This is a genomic window from Iamia sp. SCSIO 61187, from assembly GCF_019443745.1.
In the GTDB taxonomy this organism is placed as follows: Bacteria; Actinomycetota; Acidimicrobiia; order Acidimicrobiales; family Iamiaceae; genus Iamia.
On record NZ_CP050948.1, the window covers coordinates 828,346 to 847,049 of the forward strand.

Consider the following 18,704-nt stretch of genomic DNA (forward strand, 5'->3'; position numbering starts at 1 on the left):
CGGGGGATGACGTCGGCCGACGGGGACCAGCACGAATCGCGGGCCCGGAGTACGTTCGCCCCGATGTCCTACGACCGCCTCTCGCCCCAGGACTCGGTGTTCCTCCACATCGAGGACGACCACCAGCCCCTGCACGTCGGCGCCCTGGCCTACTTCGAGCGGCAGCCCTTCCTGGACGCCGAGGGCCGGTTCGACCTGGCCCGGGTCCGGCGGCGCATCGAGTCCCGCCTCCACCTGGTGCCCCGGTTCCGCAAGCACATCATGAAGGTCCCCTTCGACCAGGGGCGGCCGATCTGGGTCGACGACGCCGACTTCGACCTCACCTACCACGTCCGCCTCACCGCCATCCCGTCGCCGGGGTCCGAGGCCCAGATCAAGCTGCTGATGGACCGGATCCAGGCCCAGCTGCTCGACCGGCGCCGGCCGCTGTGGGAGATCTGGTTCGTGGAGGGCGTCGAGGGCGACCGCATCGGGCTCATCCAGAAGACGCACCACGCCCTGATCGACGGCATCTCCGGCATCGACGTGGCCACCGTCCTGCTCGACCTGGAGCCCGACGTGGAGGACGCCGACCCCGAGCCGTGGACCCCGGAGCCCCCGCCCGAGGCCTCGACGCTGCTGGTCGACAGCCTCGTCGAGCGGGCCGTCGAGCCGGCCGAGCTGGTGCGCTCGGCCCGCGCCATGGTCCGGGGCCCGCAGCAGGCGGTCGAGCGGATCAGCCAGGTCGCCCGCACCGTCGTCGACCTGGCCCACCGGACGCCGAGCGCGCCGTGGAACGTCGACGTCACCCCCCACCGGCGGTTCGAGCCGGCCCGGATCGAGCTCGACCGGGCCAAGGCCCTGCGCCGGGCGGCGGCCGAGCGGGGCTCCGACCTGGCCAAGACCACGCTCAACGACGTCGTCCTCACCGCCTGCACCGGCGCCATGCGGACCTACCTGCTCGAGCGGGGCGACGACGTGCCCGAGGGCCTCGTCTACCGGGCCATGGTGCCGGTGTCGGTGCGCGACGTGTCCGAGCAGATGGCGCTGGGCAACCGGGTGTCGATGATGGCCGCCGACCTGCCGGTGGGCGACCCCGACCCCATCGAGCGGCTCCGCTTCGTCCACACCCACATGGCGACCCGCAAGGACATGGGCACCGCCGTCGGCGCCGACGCCCTCATGGAGCTCACCGGCTACGCCCCGCCCACCCTCCTCGGGCTGGCCTCGCGGCTCGCGGTGCGGACCATGCCGCTCAACACGGTGATCACCAACATCCCCGGGCCCCAGATGCCGCTCTACTGCCTCGGCGCCAAGATGCTGGAGGCGTTCCCCTACGTCTGCGTGGTCGACGGCATGGCGATGATCATCGCGGTCATCTCCTACGACGGGAAGCTGGCGTTCGGCCTCTCCGGCGACCGCAGCGCCGTCCCCGACCTCGAGGTCCTGGCCGCGTCGGTCGAGGGCGCCTTCACCGAGCTGGAGGAGGCTCTGGGCGTCGGGGCCAAGCCGAAGCCGAAGCGGAAGCCGAAGCCGAGGGCGGCGGCGAAGCGGTCGGGCGGCCGAACCCGGAAGGCCTCCACCGCAAGCTGACCTCACCGGGGCCGGGCGAGCGGGCCGGACGCGAGTGAGTCCGGCCCCGCCGCCGTCCAGGGGGAAGACGGCGGCAGGGCCGGAGTGCAGGTGGCCTCCGGGGTGGCGGGCCCCGGAGCGGGCGATCGGTGCGTCAGGCGGCGACGGCGGCCCGGGGTGCCGACCGAGCGGTCGCGGCGACGGCGTGGGCCTCGACGCGACGGATCAGGTCCTCGGCGGCGTCGATGCGCTGCTCGGCCAGCTCGAGCTCGACACGGGCGTTGCGCACCGCGTCGTCGTGCCCGATCCGGTAGGACAGGTCGGCCAGGACGTGGGGGAGGGCGAACCGGGCCATGAGGGCGAAGGTACGCCCGCCGTGTTGCGGGCGGTCGTCGCGCGCTTTGCCGCTCTGGGTCGACCGGCTGAAGCCTGTGTGACGCGCACCACCGTGGGTGGCCGCTGGGGGCGGACGGCGACGCCCACCGGGAGCGTCGTGGGAGGGGGCGGGGGCCATGCCCTGAGTAAATACGAAGTAGAGTTCGGCTGTCAAGTATCGTGAATCAGGGATCTGTCGATGCTGTCGTCGTCATCGGCTCCCGGCGCGCCGGGGCCGAGGTCGGAGGCGCCCGAGGGTCACCAGCAGCTCGCCGATGGTGTGGTCCTGCTCGAGGGGGTGGCGCAGTGGTGCCTCCGGGTTGACCTCGTAGTGGTTCCGGCGCCCTTCCTTCCGGCGGGTGACGTAGCCGTCGCCGACGAGGTCGCTCACGATCGACTGGGCCGCCCGCTCGGTGATGCCCACGCGCGCCGCGATGTCACGGCCGCGGACGTCGGGCTCCTCGGCGATGCACACCAGGACGTGGGCGTGGTTGGTCAGGAACGTCCAGCCGCGGCCTTGGTCGCTCACAGCACCTCCTGGGTCGGGGGGAGATCCTGACGCTACCCGGCACGGCGGTGATGCACGAGCGTTGACATACGAATTAAAATACGCATATCGTGCATCGCACATCACCCCAAGGAGCCCCGTTGCCTGCCATCGCCCGCTGCCCTCGCTGCGCGATCGACCTCACGGTCGCCATGCGCCACGACGTCGAGGTCGACATCTGCCCCTCGTGCCTCGGCGTGTGGCTGGACCGAGGCGAGATCGACACGATCATCAACCGCCTGGCGGTCGGCGATCCCGACGGCTTCCCCTCCTACTTCAGCAGCGACCTCCACGACGTCGTGGAGCACCGATGAGCACCATCGATCGTCAGATGGCCCCGCCCGCCCCGGCGCCGGGTGGCGAGGGGCTGAGCGACGAGGAGGCGCGCCGTCGCCTCGTCTCCTACGGGCCCAACCAGCTCTCCGAACCGCCTTCGCGCTCGGCCCTGGCCCTCCTGCTGGACCAGTTCCGCAACCTCCTGGTCGTCGTGCTGATCGGCGCCGCGCTCCTGGCCGGTGCGGTCGGCGACATCAAGGACGCCACCGTGATCACGGTCGTGCTGGTCCTCAACGCCGTCCTCGGCTTCGTCCAGGAGAACCGGGCCGAGAAGAGCCTGGCCGCCCTGCGGTCGATGCTGGTCGCCACCGCTCGCGTCCGGCGCGGCGGGCGCGAGGTCGAGGTGCCGGCCTCCGAGCTCGTGCCTGGCGACGTGGTCCTGCTCGACGCGGGGGACCGGGTGCCGGCTGACGCCCGGCTTGCCGTCGCCCGGTCCCTCGAGGTCGACGAGTCGAGCCTCACCGGAGAGTCCGTCGCCGTCGAGAAGGACGCCAGCGGGCCCCACGAGGGCGGCGCCCTCGCCGAGCGCTCGGGTGCCGTGTTCATGAACACGGTCATCACGCGCGGTCGCGGCGAGGCCGTGGTGACGGCGACGGGCATGGCCACCGAGATCGGGGCCGTCGCCGAGCTGCTCCAGGGTGGCGACCGGGACGTGACGCCCCTCCAGCGTCAGCTGGACGGCCTCGGCAAGCGCCTTGCGCTCGTCGCCGGCGCCGCCGTCGCGCTCTACATCACCCTCGAGCTGATGCGGGGGTCCTCCCTGGGCGACACGCTGCTCAGCGCGGTCGCCCTCGCCGTCGCCGCCATCCCCGAGGGCCTCCCGGCGGTCGTCACCGTCACCCTGGCGGTCGGCACCTACCAGATGGCCAAGCGGGGGGCGATCGTCAAGCGCCTCGCGTCGGTGGAGACCCTCGGCGCCACGTCGGTGATCTGCTCCGACAAGACCGGCACGCTGACGATGAACCAGATGACGGCCCGCGCCCTCGTCACCCCGTCCGGTCGCTGCGCGATCAGCGGCGAGGGGTACCGCGTCGAGGGCGCCATCACGCCCACCCCCGGCGATGAGGCCCGGGCGGCCCTGCGGGCCGGGCTGCTGTGCAACGACAGCAAGGTCGACGACGATGGCACGTTGCTGGGCGACCCCACCGAGGGGGCTCTGGTCACCGCCGCCCAGAAGGCCGGGCTCGACCCGGCCCGCGAGGGAGCGGCCCGACCCCGGGTCAACGAGCTCCCGTTCGAGTCGGCCCGCAAGCTGATGGCCACGTTCCACGACGACGGGACGGGGACGCTGGTGCTGGTCAAGGGGGCCGCCGACGTCGTCCTCGACCTCGTCGACCTCGAGCCGGGTGATCGGCAGCGGTGGGAGGCGACCATCGACGAGCTCGCCGGTGAGGGGCTGCGGGTGCTCGCCCTCGCCGACCGCCACCTCGCCGAGCGCATCGACCCCGAGGCCCCGCCGAGCACGTTGGAGGGCGCGCTCGGCTCCATGCGGCTCCTCGGTCTGGTGGGGTTGCTCGACCCGCCCCGGCCCGAGGCCCGCGAGGCCATCGCCCTGTGCCGTCGGGCCGGCATCGCCGTCACCATGATCACCGGCGACCACGCGTCGACCGCCTCGAGCATCGCCCGCGACCTGGGGATCAGGGGCGAGGCCATCACCGGGGCAGAGCTCGACGCCCTCGACGACGAGGCGCTCGCGTCTCGCATCGACCGCATCGGCGTGGTCGCTCGGGTGTCTCCCGAGCACAAGGTCCGCATGGTGCGGGCCCTCAAGGAGCGGGGTCACGTCGTCGCCATGACCGGCGACGGGGTCAACGACGCCCCCGCCCTCCGAGCGGCCGACATCGGCGTCGCCATGGGCATCACCGGCACCGAGGTCAGCAAGGAGGCGGCGGCCATGGTGCTGACCGACGACGACTTCGCCACCATCGTCACCGCGGTGGAGCGAGGCCGGGCGATCTACGCCAACATCGTCACCTTCGTCCGGTTCCAGCTGGCGACCAACCTCGGCGCCATCGCCTCGCTGCTGGGAGCCCCGCTGCTGGGGCTGCCGGTGCCGTTCACCGCCATCCAGATCCTCTGGGTCAACATCATCATGGACGGGCCCCCGGCGATGGCCCTCGGCGTCGATCCGCCCTCACCGGCGGCGATGGAGGCGCCGCCGCGCCGGCCGGGGGCGGCCATCCTCGACGGGCGCCGCCTCGGGGTGCTGGTGATGACCGGGCTCGTCATGGCGATCGGCACCCTCGGGGTGCTGGCGTGGGCCGACGGGCGGGGGAGCGAGGCCGAGGCCCTGACCCTCGCCTTCACGACCTTCGTCCTCTTCCAGGTGGGCAACGCCCTCAACGCCCGGGCGGAGGGGCGGTCGGTCTTCCACCGGGCGACGCTCACCAACGGCAAGCTCTGGGCGGCGCTGGCCGCCGTCGTCCTGCTCCAGGTGGCCGCGGTGCAGCTCGAGTCCCTCCACGGGCTGATGGGCACGACCCACCTCACCATCGGCCAGTGGGCCCTGGCCATCGCCATCGCCTCCACCGTGATCTGGGTGGAGGAGGCCCGCAAGGGTGCGCTGCGCATCGTGGGCGGGAGACGGTCGCAGCCCACCGCCGCGACCTCGGGCGAGCAGGTGGTGCGCTGAGCCCGGCGGTGCTGTCCGCGAGCCGACCGCCCGCTCCCATCGGCCGGACCCGGTCCGCGGCGACGTGAGGGACGCCGGCGTCCCCGGGCCGGGGCCGGGGACGCCGGGTCGGAGCCGGCGGGCGGGTACGGTCCGCGCCATGGCTGACGAGGTGCGGGTGCGCGAGGTGACCGACGAGGGCGAGGCGGGGGCGCTGGCGCCCGCCTTCGCCCGGCTGATCCCGCAGCTGTCGCGGTCTGCGCCGCCGCCCGACGCTGCCGTCCTGGCCGAGATCATCACAGCCCCGGCGACGCACCTGCTCCTCGCCGAGGAGGGCGACGCCGTCCTCGGCTCGCTGACCCTGGTCGTCTTCCGGATCCCGACCGGCCTGCGGGCCTGGATCGAGGACGTCGTGGTCGACGGCGACGCCCGGGGCAAGGGGGTGGGCGACGCCCTCAACCGCTTCGCCATCGACCTGGCGGCCGAGCTCGGCTGCCGCACCGTCGACCTCACCAGCCGGCCCACCCGCGAGGCCGCCAACCGCCTCTACCAGCGTCTCGGCTTCCAGCCCCGCGAGACCAACGTCTACCGCCACGACCTCGACGGGTAGGGCGCCGGCCCGACCGGGCCGGACGCACGACGGGCGGTCCGTCAGACCGAGGTGAGCGCCGCCTCCCCTCGGCGGCGGTCGTCGTAGGCTGCCCGGGCCGAGGCGATGTCGTTCTGGTGGGTCTCGGTCCACACCACGAGCGCCTGGATCGTCTCGCGCAGCGAGGCCCCCAGCGGCGTCAGGGTGTACTCGACCCGGGGCGGGACCACCGGGTGCACGGTCCGGTGGACGAGGCCGTCGCGCTCGAGGTGGCGCAGCGTCACCGTCAGCATCCGCTGGCTCACCCCGTCGATCCGGCGCTGGAGCTCGGTGAACCGCATCGTCTCCTGGGCGAGCAGGGCGATCACGAGCAGCGACCACTTGTCGGCGATGCGATCGAGGATCTGCCGGACCTCGCAGTCCTCGCGGGTGTCCCACTGGACCACGTCGTCATCGGTGACCCCGCAGTGCGTCGGTGACTTCGAAGTGCCGTCTTCCATGGTCCCCGATCGTTACTCATCATGGGCTCACTTACAAGAAGGAACCGAGAACGGAGCCCCCCGTGTCCGCCGCCCCCACCCGCACCGTCGCCGCCCCACCCGTCCCCCCGGCTGCGCCCGTCCCGTCCCCGGCCCTGGGCCGGCGGGGGTGGGCCGTCCTCGCCGTCCTCTGCGGCGCCATCTTCCTGGAGGGCGTCGACGTCGCCATGCTGAACGTGGCCCTGCCCTCGATCCGCACCGACCTCGACCTGTCGAGCGGATCGCTCCACTGGGTGGTCAGCGCCTACGTCCTCGGCTACGGCGGGTTCATGCTGCTCGGCGGCCGGGCCGCCGACCTGCTCGGGCGCCGCCGCATGTTCGTGGTGCCCCTCGCCGTGTTCGTCGCCTTCTCCGGGCTCGGCGGCATCGCCACCGAGGGGTGGACCCTGATCCTGGCCCGGCTGGTGACAGGGGTGGCCGCCGCCTTCATGACCCCGGCCGGGCTCTCGATCATCACCACCAGCTTCGCCGAGGGTCCGGCCCGCAACCGTGCGCTGCTGGTCTACGCCGGCACTGCGTCGGGTGGGTTCTCGCTCGGGCTGGTGGTCGGCGGGTTGCTGACCACCGTCAGCTGGCGGTGGGTGTTCTTCGCCCCCGTCCTCCTCGCCCTCGTCATCCTGGTCGCCGCCCTCGCCCTCCTCGAGCGGGACGAGGCCGAGCCCAAGGACGCCAGGGGCCGCATCGACGTCGCCGGGGCAGTGACGATCACCGGCGCCATGGTGCTCGCCATCTTCACCCTGACCGAGCTCGAGCGGCGCGACGGCCGGTGGGGCCTGATCGTCGCCTCCGGGGTGACCAGCGTCGTCCTGGCCGGGGTCTTCTTCGTCGCCGAGCGCCGATCGTCCGCCCCGCTGGTCCGGTTGGAGCTCCTCGCCCGAGGGTCGCTCGTGCGGACCAACGTCAGCGCCCTGCTGTTCATGGCCGGCTTCTTCGCCTTCCAGTTCGTCGTGACCCTGTACCTCCAGGACCTGCGGGGGTGGTCGTCGATCGCCACCAGCCTGGCGCTGCTCGTCGTCGGCATCGATGCCGTCCTGGCTCCGACGCTGACCCCCCGACTGGTCGCCCGTTTCGGGACCGGACGGGTGATCCTCGGCGGCTTGGGGCTGGCGGCGGTGGCCTACGGCCAGTTCCTCCGCGTGGAGGACGACTGGGCCTACGCCTCGATGTTCCCGTCCATCGCCGTGCTGGGGCTGGCCTTCGCCCTCGTCTACGGCCCGCTGACCATCGCCGCCACCGACGGTGTCGACGAGGACGAGCAGGGGGTGGCCAGTGGCGTCCTCTACACGGCCATGCAGTTCGGCGCCGCCCTCGGGCTGGCTGCGGTCACGGTCGCCCGGGGAGAGGTCGGCCCCGACACCGGGGCCCCCGAGCTCCTCGACGGGTTCCGCACCGCCCTCCTGGTCCCGCTCGTCGCCGTGGTCCTCGCCAGCGCGGTGATCGCGAGCGGCCTGGTCGGTCGCCGCCGCACCGACGGCAGCCGCGAGCCGGCGACCCGGTAGGTTCCGGCGCCGTGGCGTACGAGACGGTGACGGGCTACTGCTGGCCGCAGTCGGTGGTGGGCGGGGGGACGGTCGGCTTGCACCTGTCGTCGGCCGGGGCCCGGCCGGTGGCCGTCGAGGTGGCGCGGGTCGGGTGGCGGCGCGACGTCGTCTTCCACGACGAGGCCGTGCCGGTGGATCACCACCCCACGCCCCGCGGTGCGGCGCGGGACGGCTGCGGCTGGCCCGCCGCCCTGGTGCTGGACGTGGACCCGGCCTGGCGCAGCGGGTACTACGAGGTGGTCCTGGACATCGACGTGGAGGGCAAGCGGCGACGCAGCCACGCCTTCTTCGTGGTCCGGCCCCCGACGGGTGCGCCGACGGCGCCGATCCTGCTCGCCCTGTCGACCAACACCTGGCACGCCTACAACGACTTCGGCGGGCCGAACCTCTACACCGGCGGCACCCACGTCTCGCTCCACCGGCCCATGGCGCCGGGCTACCTCCACAAGCCGCCCGGGGTCGGGCGCCGGGTCACGATCATCGGGCCGCCCGACCCGGAGATGAACGCCCACCGCGGCTACCTGGCGACCCACCACCTCTCGCCCTACGCCGGGTCCGCCGGCTGGCCGGACTGGGAGCTGCCCTTCCTGCAGTGGGCCGAGCGCGAGGGCTACGCGGTCGACGTCGTCACCAACGCCGACCTCGAGGACCACCCCGGCCTCCTCGCGGCGACGGCCGCCGACGGTGGCTACGGGCTGTACCTCTCGGTGGGCCACGACGAGTACTGGTCCCAGGGGATGCGCGACACCGTCGAGGGCTTCATCGCCGCCGGCGGGAACGCCGCCTTCCTCTCCGGCAACACCTCCTTCTGGCAGGTCCGCCTCGAGGAGCCCAGCCCCGAGGGGCCGGCGGCGACCATGGTCGGGTACAAGGGCCAGCTCAAGTCCGACCCGGTGCACGGGACCGACCGGGTCGGCGAGCTCACCAGCATGTGGTCGGACCGGGAGGTCGGCCGACCCGAGAACCACATGACCGGGGTGAGCTTCGCCCGGGGCGGCTACCACCGCATCGGCAAGCGGGCGACCCGGGGGGCCGGCGCCTACACCGTCCACCGGGCGGACCACTGGCTCTTCGAGGGCACCGGGCTCGGCTACGGCGACCTCCTCGGCGCCGCCGGGACCGTCGTCGGCTACGAGTGCGACGGGTGCGACCTCACCTACCGCGACGGCCTGCCCCACCCGACCGGGGTCGACGGCACGCCGGAGGGCTTCACGATCCTGGGCACGGCCCCGGCGGCCCACTTCACCCGGACGACGGCCACCCGCCCGCCCCCGCCGGACCAGCCGTCGGAGGTGGAGTTCATCGCCAGCCGCATCGCCGGCGGGGGTCGCACACCCGAGGACGTGCAGCGCGTCTCGCACGGCCACGCCGTGCTCGGCACCTACACCTCGCCCGGCGGGGGCGTCGTGGTCACCTCCGGCAGCACGGAGTGGGCCCACGGCCTGGCCGGCACCGACCCCACCGTGGAGCAGGTGACCCGCAACCTCCTCACCCGGCTGGCGGGCCCGCCCTCGCCCTGACGGCGGAGGACGCGCCACTGGCGCGCCGGGACCTGCGATGCTCATCCCCGTGGGCACGCCTGAGCGCGTCGAGGTGGCCGGCGAGGCCGATGTCGCCCGGGTCCGCGCCGCGGCGCGCGACGTGCTGTCCTCCGGCGCCCCGGAGCTCGTGCACGCCGCCGAGCTGGTCGCCACCGAGCTGGCCACCAACGGCCTGCTGCACGGCACCGGTCGTGTGGTGGCCACCGTCAGGCCCGTGGACGGAGGCGTGCGGATCGAGGTCGGCGACGCCAGCCGCCGAGCCCCGCTGGTCGCCCCTCCCTCGTCCGAGGGCCTGACCGGGCGGGGCCTGGCCGTCGTCGCCCAGCTCGCCAGCCGGTGGGGGTACGAGGTCACCGGCGACGGCAAGGTCGTGTGGGCCGAGGTCACGGCCGCGGATCCGGTGGGCGCCGCGGACGCGGAGTGGTCCGACGCGGCCGACGACCACCCGCCGCCCGCCCACCACCACGTCACCCTGGGCGAGGTCCCCACCGACCTCCTGGTGGCGGCCAAGCGCCACGTCGACAACCTCCTGCGGGAGTTCGCCCTGGCCTCGATGGGCGAGCGCCGGGGGGCGACCGCCCCGGTGCCGCCAGCGCTGGCCGAGCTGATCGAGCGCGTCGTGCACCGCTTCGCCGAGGCGCGCGTGGAGATCAAGCGCCAGGCGACCGCGGCGGCGCGAGCGGGAGCGACCCACACCGCGCTCGAGCTCGACCTCCTGCCCGAGGTGGCCGACGCCGCCCAGGAGTACGCCGACGCCCTCGACGCGCTCGACGCGCACCTGCGGGCCAACCGGCTGCTGACGCTGGAGACGCCCCACCAGCACAAGGTGTTCCGCCGCTGGTACATCGATGAGATCGTCGCCCAGCTGCGCGCCGCCGAGCAGGGCCTCCCCCCGCCCCGGCGCGTGCGGTTCGAGGAGCGGTGGCGTCAGGAGGCGGAGGCGGCCGAGGCCGGTCGGGTCAGCGGCTGAGGGCGGCCCGGACGGCGGCGACGGCGGCCGGGCCGGCGGCGTCGAGCGCCTCGGTCGTGCGGGCGGTCCGACCGAAGAGGAAGCCGCCCTCGAGGAGCATGAGGAAGGTGAGGGCCAGCGGACGGGCGCGGTCGGCGGGGACGCCTGCGGCGGCGAACCGGTCGGTGAGGGCCGCGGTCCACCCCTCGAAGACCTCGGCGCACGCCTGCCGGAGGGGCTCGCTCGTCCCCGCCACCTCGAGGGCGACGGTGGCGATGGGGCAGGCGTCGGCCCACCCGCTGGCCCGGAGGTGGTCGCCGGCGGCGGCGAAGGAGGCGGCGGTGGCCTCGACGATGTCGTCGTGCTCGTCGAGCGTGGCCCCCACGAGCTCGGCGTAGGCGGCCCCGGCCCGGTGGACGGCGGCCACGCCGAGCTCCTCCTTGCCCCCGGGGAAGTGGTGGTACACCGACCCGAAGGGGGCACCGGAGGCGGCGACGATCTGCTTCATCCCCGTCCCGACGTAGCCCTGGTGGAGGAACAGGGCGGCGCCGGCGTCGACGATGCGGTCGCGGGTGCTGGTCGGGGCCACGGGGTCCTCCCGATTCGAGTGGCGGGCGGTGGCCAGCCTACCTACCCTGGTCGCTAGAGCGATCTATCTAGTCGCTCCGAGCCCCAGGGAGGCACCGCATGGAGACCGTCGACCACCGCCCGCTCCGGACCGCAGGCCTGCTGTTCGCCGCCGGCTTCACCGTCCACAACGCCGACCACGTGCGTCGGGGCATCGACGCCATCACCAACGAGGTGAACTCGGGTGGCCTCGTCGTGGCCATGGCCTCGGCGGTCCTCCTGACCCTCGTCGCCACCCGCCACGCCCTCGCCCCCTTCGCCGCCGCCGCCGGGGGGTTGGCGATCGCCGTCGGCGTGTCGCTGACCCACCTCCTGCCCGACTGGGGCGTGCTCAGCGACCCCCTCCCCGGTGGCGACGTCGACGCCTTCACCTGGGCTGCGGTGCTGGCCGAGATCGCCGGGGCGGTGGGCCTCGGCGTGGTCGGGCTGCGGATCGTGCGGCGCCAGGGGTACCTGGTGCAGCCCGAGCCCGCGACTGCATCGGGCGCCTGAGCCGGGTCAGGCCGGGCGCGGCTCGCGGGGGAGGCCGAGGGCCCGCTCGCCGATGATGTTCCGCTGCACCTGCTCGGTCCCGCCCCCGATCCGCACGGCCCACTGGGTCAGCAGGACCCCCTGCCACGGATGGGTGGCGGGGGCGTCGTGGTCGAACAGCATGGCGTCGGGTCCGAGCACGGCGAGGGCGAAGTCGGCCAGCGCCGCGCAGTAGGTCGAGAACGCCAGCTTCAGCACCGAGCTCTCCGGTCCGGGCACCTGGCCCTGGGAGAGCGCGGTCTGCACCCGCAGGCCCATGTAGGTGATCACCTGGAGCCGGGTGTGGATGCGGGCGAGGTCCTGACGGACGACGGGGTCGTCCTGCTTGCCGGCGGCCCGCACCAGGGCGACGAGCGGGCGCAGCGGGTCGGTGCCACCGGAGCCGATGCCGATGCGCTCGCTCATCAGCGTCGTCATGGCCACGCCCCACCCGCCGTCGACCGGGCCCACGACCTGGTCGAGCGGGACCCGCACGTCGGTCAGGAACACCTCGCTGAAGTGGGAGGCGCCGTTGATCTGGCGGATCGGCCGCACGTCGATGCCGGGCGACCGCATGTCGACGAGCACGAAGGTGATGCCCCGGTGCTTGGGCGCGTCCGGGTCGGTGCGGACCAGGAGCATCCCCCAGTCGGAGAAGTGGGCCGACGAGGTCCACACCTTCTGGCCCGTCACCACCAGCTCGTCACCGTCGCGGACCGCGGCGGTGCGCAGCGAGGCCAGGTCGGACCCGGCCCCCGGCTCGCTGAAGAGCTGGCACCAGACCTCGGTGCCCTCGAGCATCGGCGGCAGGAACCGCGCCTTCTGGGCCTCGGTGCCGTGGGCGATCAGGGTCGGGCCGGCCATGCCGATCCCCTGGGCGAAGATCGACGGGGGCACGTCGAAGCGGGCCTCCTCCTGGGCGAAGATCAGGGCCTCGACCACCGACCCGCCCCGTCCCCCGTTCTCCTTGGGCCAGGTCACACCGGCCCAGCCCTCGCGGTACAGCGTCGCCTGCCACGCCTTGGCCGCGGCGATGTGCGCGGCCTCGACCTCGGGGTCGGTGTCGGCCAGGAACCCGACGGTGCCCTCGCCCGGCTCCCGGAGCGAGGCGTGGCGGGCGAGGAAGGCGTGGGCCTCGGCCCGGAAGGCCGCCTCCTCGGGGGTGTCTCCGAAGTCCATGAGCGGCTCAGACTAGAACGTGTTCTACTGAGGGGCATGGTCCGCACCTACGTCGTCACCGGGTCCGCGTCGGGCATCGGCCGCGCCACCTGCGAGCGCCTGGAGGCCGATGGGCACCGCGTCATCGACGTCGACCTCCACGACGCCACCATCGTCGCCGACCTGGCCAAGCCGGCCGGGCGCCGGACCCTGGTCGAGGAGGTCACGGTGGCCTCGGGCGGGGTCGTCGACGCCGTGATCGCCAACGCCGGGACCCAGGCCTCGCCCGAGCTGTGCGTGCGGGTCAACCACTTCGGCGCCGTGGCCACGGCCGAGGGCCTGCGCCCGCTGCTGGCCGAGTCGGCCGCGCCCCGGGTCGTGGTGACGGCGTCGTCGTCGGTGCTGAACGGCCACACCCCCGAGCTGGTCGACGCCTGCCTGGCGGGGGAGGAGGAGCGCGCCGTCGCCATCGCCCTCGTCGGCCACGAGCTGCTCGCCTACCCGTCGACCAAGCGGGCCCTGGCCCGGTGGGTGCGGCGCGAGGCCGTCCGGCCCGAGTGGGCAGGGGCCGGCATCGCCCTCAACGCCGTGGCGCCCGGCATCGTCGAGACGCCGCTCCTGGCCCCGCTGCTGGGCGACCCGGCCATGGTCGAGCTGATGGACGCCGCCGTGCCGATGCCCCTCGGCGGCCGCTGCCAGCCCGAGCACGTGGCCGAGGTGATCGCCTTCCTCGCCGCCCCGACCACCGAGCGCATCGCCGGCCAGGTCCTCTTCGTCGACGGCGGTGCCGACGCCGTCCTCCGCGGCGACGACGTCTGGGGCCCGCCCGTCTAGCGTCACCCCCGTGCAGGGGTGGGGCTGGCTGACGAAGGACGACCCTCGGCAGCCGAGCGGGCGGGAGCTGATCCTGCACCGCCTGGCCGACGAGAACGGTGCCTGGCCCTTCATGGCCGTGTACGCCGTTTTCCTCGTCGCCGGTGCCCCGATCCGTCGCCATCCTCGGTTCTGTTCGCGCCAGGCGACACGGCTGGCCGAGAGCGGTGTCAGAACGGCGATGGCCGCCTCGACCGCCGTTCTGTTCGCGCCAGGCGACATCGGTGTCCGGCAGCGGTGTCAGAACGGTGCCGGCGGCCACGACACCGACCGCCGAGCAGAACACCGACACGCCGCCCTCCGCGGCGACGACGTCTGGGGCCCGCCCGTCTAGCCCCGACCCACACGGATGGTGCCAGGCACCTTCCGTGTGCCGCAGGTCCACACGGATGGTGCCAGGCACCTTGCGTGGTCCCCGCCACCGCCCGGAGGTCGGCTCGGCACGCGTCGGGGCGGCGGGTCCACCCTCACTGTCACACGTCCTCCGACCCCACCCGCCGCCCTGAGGGCGACGGTGGAGGGTGCGCCTGCGGCGTCGGGGTCCACCGTCACTGTCACACCCCCTGCGTACTGTCGTTCCCATGCGGGTCCTCCACACCTCCGACTGGCACCTCGGGCGCCTGTTCCACGGTGCCCCGCTGCTGTCCGAGCAGGAGTGCGCCCTCGCCCGGGTCGTGGCCATCGCCGGCGACGCCGACGTGGACGCCGTGGTGGTGGCGGGCGACCTCTACGACCGGGCCATCCCCCCGGCCGACGCCGTCGACCTGCTGGCCGAGGCCCTGCGCGAGCTGCGGGGACTGGGCGTCCCGGTCGTCGCCATCACCGGCAACCACGACTCCCCCAACCGGGTCGGCGCCCTCGACCCCCTGCTGCGGGCCGGCGGCGTCACCCTGCGCGGCCGGCTCGACGTCGACGCCCCCGTCGTCGTCCCGGCCACCGACGGCGGCTCCGACCTGGTGATCCACCCGGTGCCGTACCAGGAGCCGCTCGCCGCCCCGCTGGTCGAGCGCACGGGGGAGCGGGCCCGCCGCCCCACCCAGCACGAGGTGCTGGCCCGCGCCCTCGACGCCACCCGGGCCGAGGTGGCGGGCCGGGGCGACGTCCGTTCCGTCGTCGTGGCCCACGCCTTCGTGGCCGGCGCGGCGCCGTCCGACAGCGAGCGCGAGCTCAGCGTGGGCGGCGTCGACCGGGTGCCGACCTCGGCCTTCGACGGCTTCACCTACGCCGCCCTCGGCCACCTCCACCGCCCCCAGGAGGTCGGCCCCCGCGCCGCCTACTCCGGCTCGCTGCTGCCCTACTCCTTCTCGGAGACGGCCCGGGCGTCGGTGCGGGTCGTCGAGCTGGCGCCCGACGGGTCGGTCGAGGCCGAGGTGGTCGAGCTCGGGTGCGAGCGCACCGTCGCCACCCTCGAGGGGCGGCTCGACAGCCTCCTGGCCGACCCCGCCCACCGGGCCGCCGAGCAGGCGTGGGTGCGCGTCCGGCTGCACGACGAGGTGCTGCCCCGCCACGCCATGGAGCGCCTGCGCGACCGCTTCCCCCACACCCTGGTGCTCGAGCACGTCCGCCCGGCGACCGCCTCCACCGCGGCCGACCCCCGCCGCCGGAGCACGCCGGTGACCGACCTCGACCTGGCCCACGCCTTCGTGGCCGAGCGGTTCGGTCGCCCGGTCGACGCCACCGAGGACACCCTGCTCCGGGCCGCCTTCGACGCCGTCACGGCCGCCGGGCGCGAGGACGAGCTGCGCGTCGCTGCCACCGTGGCCACGGCCGATCGCGGGCACGACGAGCACGGCCAGCACGACGACGGTTCGTCGGCCCGGGACGGGGCGGTGGCATGAGACCGCTCCTCCTCGAGGTCGAGGCCTTCGGGCCCTACGCCACCCGCCAGGTGGTCGACTTCGACGCGCTGGGCGACGAGGGCCTGTTCCTCATCTGGGGGCCGACCGGCGCCGGCAAGAGCTTCCTCCTCGACGCACTCTGCTTCGCCCTCTACGGCAAGACGGCCGGCGACCGGCCGTTGTCCCGACTCCACTCCGACCACGCCCGCGGCGCCGTGCCCCGGGTCGAGCTGCGGTTCCGCCTCGGGGCCGACGAGTGGACGGTGCGCCGCGAGGCGCCCCGCTGGCGCACCAAGCGCGACGGCACCGCCGCCCAGCACTCGGCCAAGGCCGTCCTCGAGCGCCGGGTGCCCGGCGGGGTCGACGTGGTGGCCACCAAGGTCACCGACGTCGACCGGATCCTCACCGAGCGGCTGGGGCTCGACGTCGACGAGTTCCGCCGGGTGGTCCTGCTGCCCCAGGGCCGGTTCGAGCAGGTGCTCCGGGCCAGCTCCGCCGACCGGGAGGCGCTGCTCGCCAGCATCTTCGGCACCCACCGGTTCGAGGACGTGGCCCGCCACCTCGACCTGGCCGCCCGCGAGGAGGCCCGGGCCATCGACCAGGCCGAGCACGAGCAGCGGGCCCGACGGCAGGCCGTCGCCGCGACCTGCGCCCGCCTCACGGCCGACCTCGAGCCGTACCGCCCCGCCCTCGCCGCCGTGGTCGACCTCGGGGCCCTCGCCGGTGCGGCGCTCGACGAGGGCGGTGAGGCCGACGGTCAGCCGGCCCTCGACCAGGTTGCCGCCGCCCTCGCCACCGCCACGACCACGCTGCGCTCCGAGGTCGGCACCGCCGAGGCCGCCGCCGACACCGCCCGGGCCGAGGCCGACCGGGCCGAGGGCACGGCCGAGCGGTGGGACGAGCGGGCCCGGCTGCGCCAGCGGGAAGCCGAGCTGGCCGCCGCCGCCGACGAGGTCGAGCGGGCTCGGACCGAGCTGGCGACGGCCGAGCGGGCCCTGCGGGTCGCCCCCACCTTCGCCGCCGCCCACCGGGCCCACCGGGCGGTGCGCGACGCCGTCGACCACCACCGGGTGGCGGCCGAGGAGGCCGCGGCCGCCTGGGCGGCCAGCCCCGTGACCCTCGGCGGCGCCCTGCACGGCCCCGCCCTCGACGGCGCCGCCCTCACCGCCATCGACGACGCCTGGCTCACCGCCGCGGCCACGGCGATCGTCCGGCGCACCACCGAGGTCGAGGCCGCGGCCGAGGCTGCCGTCCGGGCCCAGGAGGGCCGGGAGCAGGCGGCCGCGGCCCAGCGCCGGGCCGAGCAGGCCGCGGCGTCGGCCGAGGGCTGGACCCGCAAGGCCGAGGCCGCCGGTCGGGACCGGGAGGCCCGGGTGGCCGAGCTGGCCGCCGCCCGGGCCGCGGTCGAGCGGGCCGACGCTCTGGTGGCCGACGTCGAGCGGCTGGCGGCGTGGTCGGCGGCCGCCCGACGCCTGCCCGCCGCCGAGGCCGAGGTTCGCCGGGCCGAGGAGGCCCGGCTGGAGGTGGTCGAGGCCGAGGCCCGGGCCCGGGCCACCTACGCCGAGCAGCTCCGCCGTCACCTCGACGGCACCGCCGGTGAGCTGGCCGCCTCCCTGGAGCCCGGTGCCCCGTGCCCCGTCTGCGGCGGCGCCGAGCACCCGGCCCCCGCCCCCCGCCAGCCCGGGGCCCCGACCCGGGCCGAGGTCGACGCGGCCGAGGCCGCCGCCGAGACGGCGGCGCGCCGCCGGGTCGCGGCCGCCGCCGCCGTCGAGGAGGCGCGAGCGGCCCGGGCCGACGTGCGGGCCGAGGCGGGGGAGGCCGCCGACCGCCCCGACGAGGTCGCCGCCGCCCTCGAGGCGGCCCGGTCGGGCCTGGCTGAGGCCCGGGCCTGCGCGGCCGAGGCCGACGGCCTCGAGCGGAAGGTCGCCACCGCCGCCACCGCGGTCGACGAGTGCCGCCGCCTCGCCGACGCCGACACCGCCCGGGCGGCCGAGTGCCGCGAGGCCGTCGCCGTCCACGTCGCCCAGGTGCGCCGGGCCGAGGAGCTGGCCGAGGGCGTGCTCGGCGTCGGCGCCGGGCGCGACGTGGCCGAGCGGGCCTCGGCCGCCCTCGCCCGCCTCCACGACGCCTTCGCCGACCTGGCCCAGACGCGGGGCCAGGCCGCGTCGGCGACCTCGGTGGCCGAGAGCGCGGTCGAGACCCTGGCGGCCGCCCTCGACGAGGCCGGCTTCGTCGATGCCGCCGCCGCCACGGCCGCCGGCCGCGACGACGTCACCCGCCGACGCCTCCGGGCCACCATCGACGGGTGGGAGTCCGAGCGCCAGGCCGTGGCCGCCGCCCTGGACCACGCCGCCCGGTCGGACCTGCCCGACGAGCGCCCCGACCCGGACCCGGCCCGGGCCGCGGCGATCGAGGCCACCGCGACCCACCGATCCCTGGTCGAGGCGTGCGCCCGGGTGGGGGCGGCGGCCGACGCCGTGGCCGACGCGGTCGACGCCCACCGCGAGGAGGCCGCCCACCTGGCGGTGGCCGTGGCCGAGCACGAGGTCCGGCGCCGGCTGGCCGAGGTCTGCGCCGGCCGGGGCCCCGATCGCATCTCCCTCCAGCGGTGGGTCCTGGCCGCCCACTTCGAGACCATCTGCGAGCGGGCCAACGACCGCCTGGCGGTGATGACCGCCGGGCGCTACTCGCTGCGGGTCCACACCGAGTCGAGCCGGGGGGCCCGGGCCGGCCTCGACCTCCGGGTGCTCGACGCCCACAGCGGCGAGGAGCGCGAGGTCACCACCCTCTCCGGGGGCGAGACGTTCCAGGCGTCGCTCGCCCTGGCCCTCGGCGTGGCCGACGTGGTGGGGGAGCGCACCGGGGGCGTGGACCTCGGCGTGCTGTTCGTCGACGAGGGCTTCGGCACGCTCGACGCCGACGCCCTGCACCTGGCCCTCGACGAGCTCGACCGGCTCCGGGCCGGCGGGCGGATGGTCGGCGTCATCAGCCACGTGCCCGGCCTCCGCGAGCGGATCGGCTCGGGCATCGAGGTCCGTCCCGCCCGGGCCGGCTCCGAGGTCCTGGTCGGCTCGGTCCCCGGCGCCTGACCGCACACCCTCCCGTACGGGGGCGATCCC

General features: G+C 75.1%; 17 protein-coding genes. 12 read left to right on the forward strand and 5 right to left on the reverse strand.

The window, feature by feature from the left end:
- The first annotated feature begins 63 nt into the window (after positions 1-63).
- Positions 64-1,572: a wax ester/triacylglycerol synthase family O-acyltransferase gene (locus HC251_RS03970; protein ID WP_219944023.1), complete on the forward strand. Its 1,509-nt coding sequence runs from the start codon at positions 64-66 to the stop codon at positions 1,570-1,572.
- 133 nt (positions 1,573-1,705) lie between these two features.
- Here the strand turns inward: HC251_RS03970 and HC251_RS03975 are convergent, their stop codons facing one another.
- Complete coding sequence (locus tag HC251_RS03975) at positions 1,706-1,906, reverse strand: hypothetical protein (protein WP_219944024.1); 201 nt, start codon at positions 1,904-1,906, stop codon at positions 1,706-1,708.
- 231 nt (positions 1,907-2,137) lie between these two features.
- Positions 2,138-2,455 carry a winged helix-turn-helix domain-containing protein gene (locus tag HC251_RS03980; protein WP_255566594.1) on the reverse strand — a complete coding sequence of 106 codons (318 nt, stop codon included), beginning with the start codon at positions 2,453-2,455 and terminating at the stop codon, positions 2,138-2,140.
- A 119-nt stretch (positions 2,456-2,574) separates the two neighbouring features.
- Here HC251_RS03980 and HC251_RS03985 point away from each other — a divergent pair, with 119 nt between their 5' ends.
- The 3 genes from HC251_RS03985 to HC251_RS03995 all read left to right on the forward strand — a co-directional run bounded on the left by HC251_RS03985 (position 2,575) and on the right by HC251_RS03995 (position 6,030).
- Positions 2,575-2,787, forward strand: coding sequence for a zf-TFIIB domain-containing protein (locus tag HC251_RS03985; RefSeq protein ID WP_219944026.1), 213 nt, complete (start codon positions 2,575-2,577; stop codon positions 2,785-2,787).
- Positions 2,784-5,441, forward strand: coding sequence for a cation-transporting P-type ATPase (locus tag HC251_RS03990; RefSeq protein WP_219944027.1), 2,658 nt, complete (start codon positions 2,784-2,786; stop codon positions 5,439-5,441). The genes HC251_RS03985 and HC251_RS03990 overlap by 4 nt, the downstream gene beginning before the upstream one ends.
- 139 nt (positions 5,442-5,580) lie before the next feature.
- Complete coding sequence (locus HC251_RS03995; protein WP_219944028.1) at positions 5,581-6,030, forward strand: GNAT family N-acetyltransferase; 450 nt, start codon at positions 5,581-5,583, stop codon at positions 6,028-6,030.
- Positions 6,031-6,071: 41 nt separating this feature from the next.
- Here HC251_RS03995 and HC251_RS04000 read toward each other — a convergent pair whose 3' ends face one another.
- Entirely contained in the window at positions 6,072-6,509 is a 438-nt protein-coding gene (locus tag HC251_RS04000) for a helix-turn-helix domain-containing protein (protein WP_219944029.1), read from the reverse strand.
- A gap of 134 nt (positions 6,510-6,643) precedes the next feature.
- Here HC251_RS04000 and HC251_RS04005 point away from each other — a divergent pair, with 134 nt between their 5' ends.
- Genes HC251_RS04005 through HC251_RS04015 form a run of 3 tightly spaced genes read left to right on the forward strand, consistent with a single transcriptional unit; the run spans position 6,644 to position 10,600 of the window.
- Complete coding sequence (locus tag HC251_RS04005; RefSeq protein WP_370651332.1) at positions 6,644-8,047, forward strand: MFS transporter; 1,404 nt, start codon at positions 6,644-6,646, stop codon at positions 8,045-8,047.
- 11 nt (positions 8,048-8,058) lie between these two features.
- Positions 8,059-9,609 (forward strand): N,N-dimethylformamidase beta subunit family domain-containing protein, encoded by a 1,551-nt coding sequence (locus tag HC251_RS04010; RefSeq protein WP_219944031.1) that lies wholly within the window; start codon positions 8,059-8,061, stop codon positions 9,607-9,609.
- 49 nt (positions 9,610-9,658) lie between these two features.
- Entirely contained in the window at positions 9,659-10,600 is a 942-nt protein-coding gene (locus HC251_RS04015; RefSeq protein WP_219944032.1) for an ATP-binding protein, read from the forward strand.
- On the opposite strand, the gene HC251_RS04020 is transcribed toward HC251_RS04015, so the two are convergent.
- Positions 10,590-11,168, reverse strand: a complete 579-nt coding sequence (locus tag HC251_RS04020; protein WP_219944033.1) for a TetR/AcrR family transcriptional regulator — start codon at positions 11,166-11,168, stop codon at positions 10,590-10,592. The two genes, HC251_RS04015 and HC251_RS04020, sit on opposite strands and share 11 nt — an antisense overlap.
- Before the next feature lie 98 nt (positions 11,169-11,266).
- Between HC251_RS04020 and HC251_RS04025 the strand changes: the two genes are divergently transcribed.
- Positions 11,267-11,698: a hypothetical protein gene (locus HC251_RS04025; protein ID WP_219944034.1), complete on the forward strand. Its 432-nt coding sequence runs from the start codon at positions 11,267-11,269 to the stop codon at positions 11,696-11,698.
- 6 nt (positions 11,699-11,704) lie between these two features.
- Here HC251_RS04025 and HC251_RS04030 read toward each other — a convergent pair whose 3' ends face one another.
- Complete coding sequence (locus HC251_RS04030) at positions 11,705-12,895, reverse strand: acyl-CoA dehydrogenase family protein (protein ID WP_219944035.1); 1,191 nt, start codon at positions 12,893-12,895, stop codon at positions 11,705-11,707.
- A 36-nt stretch (positions 12,896-12,931) separates the two neighbouring features.
- Between HC251_RS04030 and HC251_RS04035 the strand changes: the two genes are divergently transcribed.
- From HC251_RS04035 to HC251_RS04050, 4 genes are all read left to right on the forward strand, one after another.
- Entirely contained in the window at positions 12,932-13,708 is a 777-nt protein-coding gene (locus HC251_RS04035) for an SDR family oxidoreductase (protein ID WP_219944036.1), read from the forward strand.
- 10 nt (positions 13,709-13,718) lie between these two features.
- On the forward strand, positions 13,719-14,081 hold the full coding sequence (locus tag HC251_RS04040; RefSeq protein ID WP_219944037.1) for a hypothetical protein: 363 nt from the start codon (positions 13,719-13,721) through the stop codon (positions 14,079-14,081).
- Between the two features lie 247 nt (positions 14,082-14,328).
- A complete protein-coding gene (locus tag HC251_RS04045) occupies positions 14,329-15,585 on the forward strand; it encodes an exonuclease SbcCD subunit D (RefSeq protein ID WP_219944038.1) in 1,257 nt (418 codons plus the stop codon).
- Complete coding sequence (locus HC251_RS04050) at positions 15,582-18,674, forward strand: AAA family ATPase (RefSeq protein ID WP_219944039.1); 3,093 nt, start codon at positions 15,582-15,584, stop codon at positions 18,672-18,674. Before HC251_RS04045 ends, HC251_RS04050 begins: the two co-directional genes overlap by 4 nt.
- The last annotated feature ends 30 nt before the right edge of the window (positions 18,675-18,704 follow it).

Excerpts from the sequence above, each read along its gene's own strand:
- HC251_RS04000 (WP_219944029.1), bottom strand. The coding sequence starts at position 6,509 with ATGGAAGACGGCACTTCGAAGTCACCGACGCACTGCGGGGTCACCGAT.
- HC251_RS03995 (WP_219944028.1), top strand. The coding sequence starts at position 5,581 with ATGGCTGACGAGGTGCGGGTGCGCGAGGTGACCGACGAGGGCGAGGCG.
- HC251_RS03970 (WP_219944023.1), top strand. The coding sequence starts at position 64 with ATGTCCTACGACCGCCTCTCGCCCCAGGACTCGGTGTTCCTCCACATC.
- HC251_RS04030 (WP_219944035.1), bottom strand. The coding sequence starts at position 12,895 with ATGGACTTCGGAGACACCCCCGAGGAGGCGGCCTTCCGGGCCGAGGCC.
- HC251_RS03975 (WP_219944024.1), bottom strand. The coding sequence starts at position 1,906 with ATGGCCCGGTTCGCCCTCCCCCACGTCCTGGCCGACCTGTCCTACCGG.
- HC251_RS04025 (WP_219944034.1), top strand. The coding sequence starts at position 11,267 with ATGGAGACCGTCGACCACCGCCCGCTCCGGACCGCAGGCCTGCTGTTC.
- HC251_RS04035 (WP_219944036.1), top strand. The coding sequence starts at position 12,932 with ATGGTCCGCACCTACGTCGTCACCGGGTCCGCGTCGGGCATCGGCCGC.
- HC251_RS03990 (WP_219944027.1), top strand. The coding sequence starts at position 2,784 with ATGAGCACCATCGATCGTCAGATGGCCCCGCCCGCCCCGGCGCCGGGT.
- HC251_RS04050 (WP_219944039.1), top strand. The coding sequence starts at position 15,582 with ATGAGACCGCTCCTCCTCGAGGTCGAGGCCTTCGGGCCCTACGCCACC.
- HC251_RS04045 (WP_219944038.1), top strand. The coding sequence starts at position 14,329 with ATGCGGGTCCTCCACACCTCCGACTGGCACCTCGGGCGCCTGTTCCAC.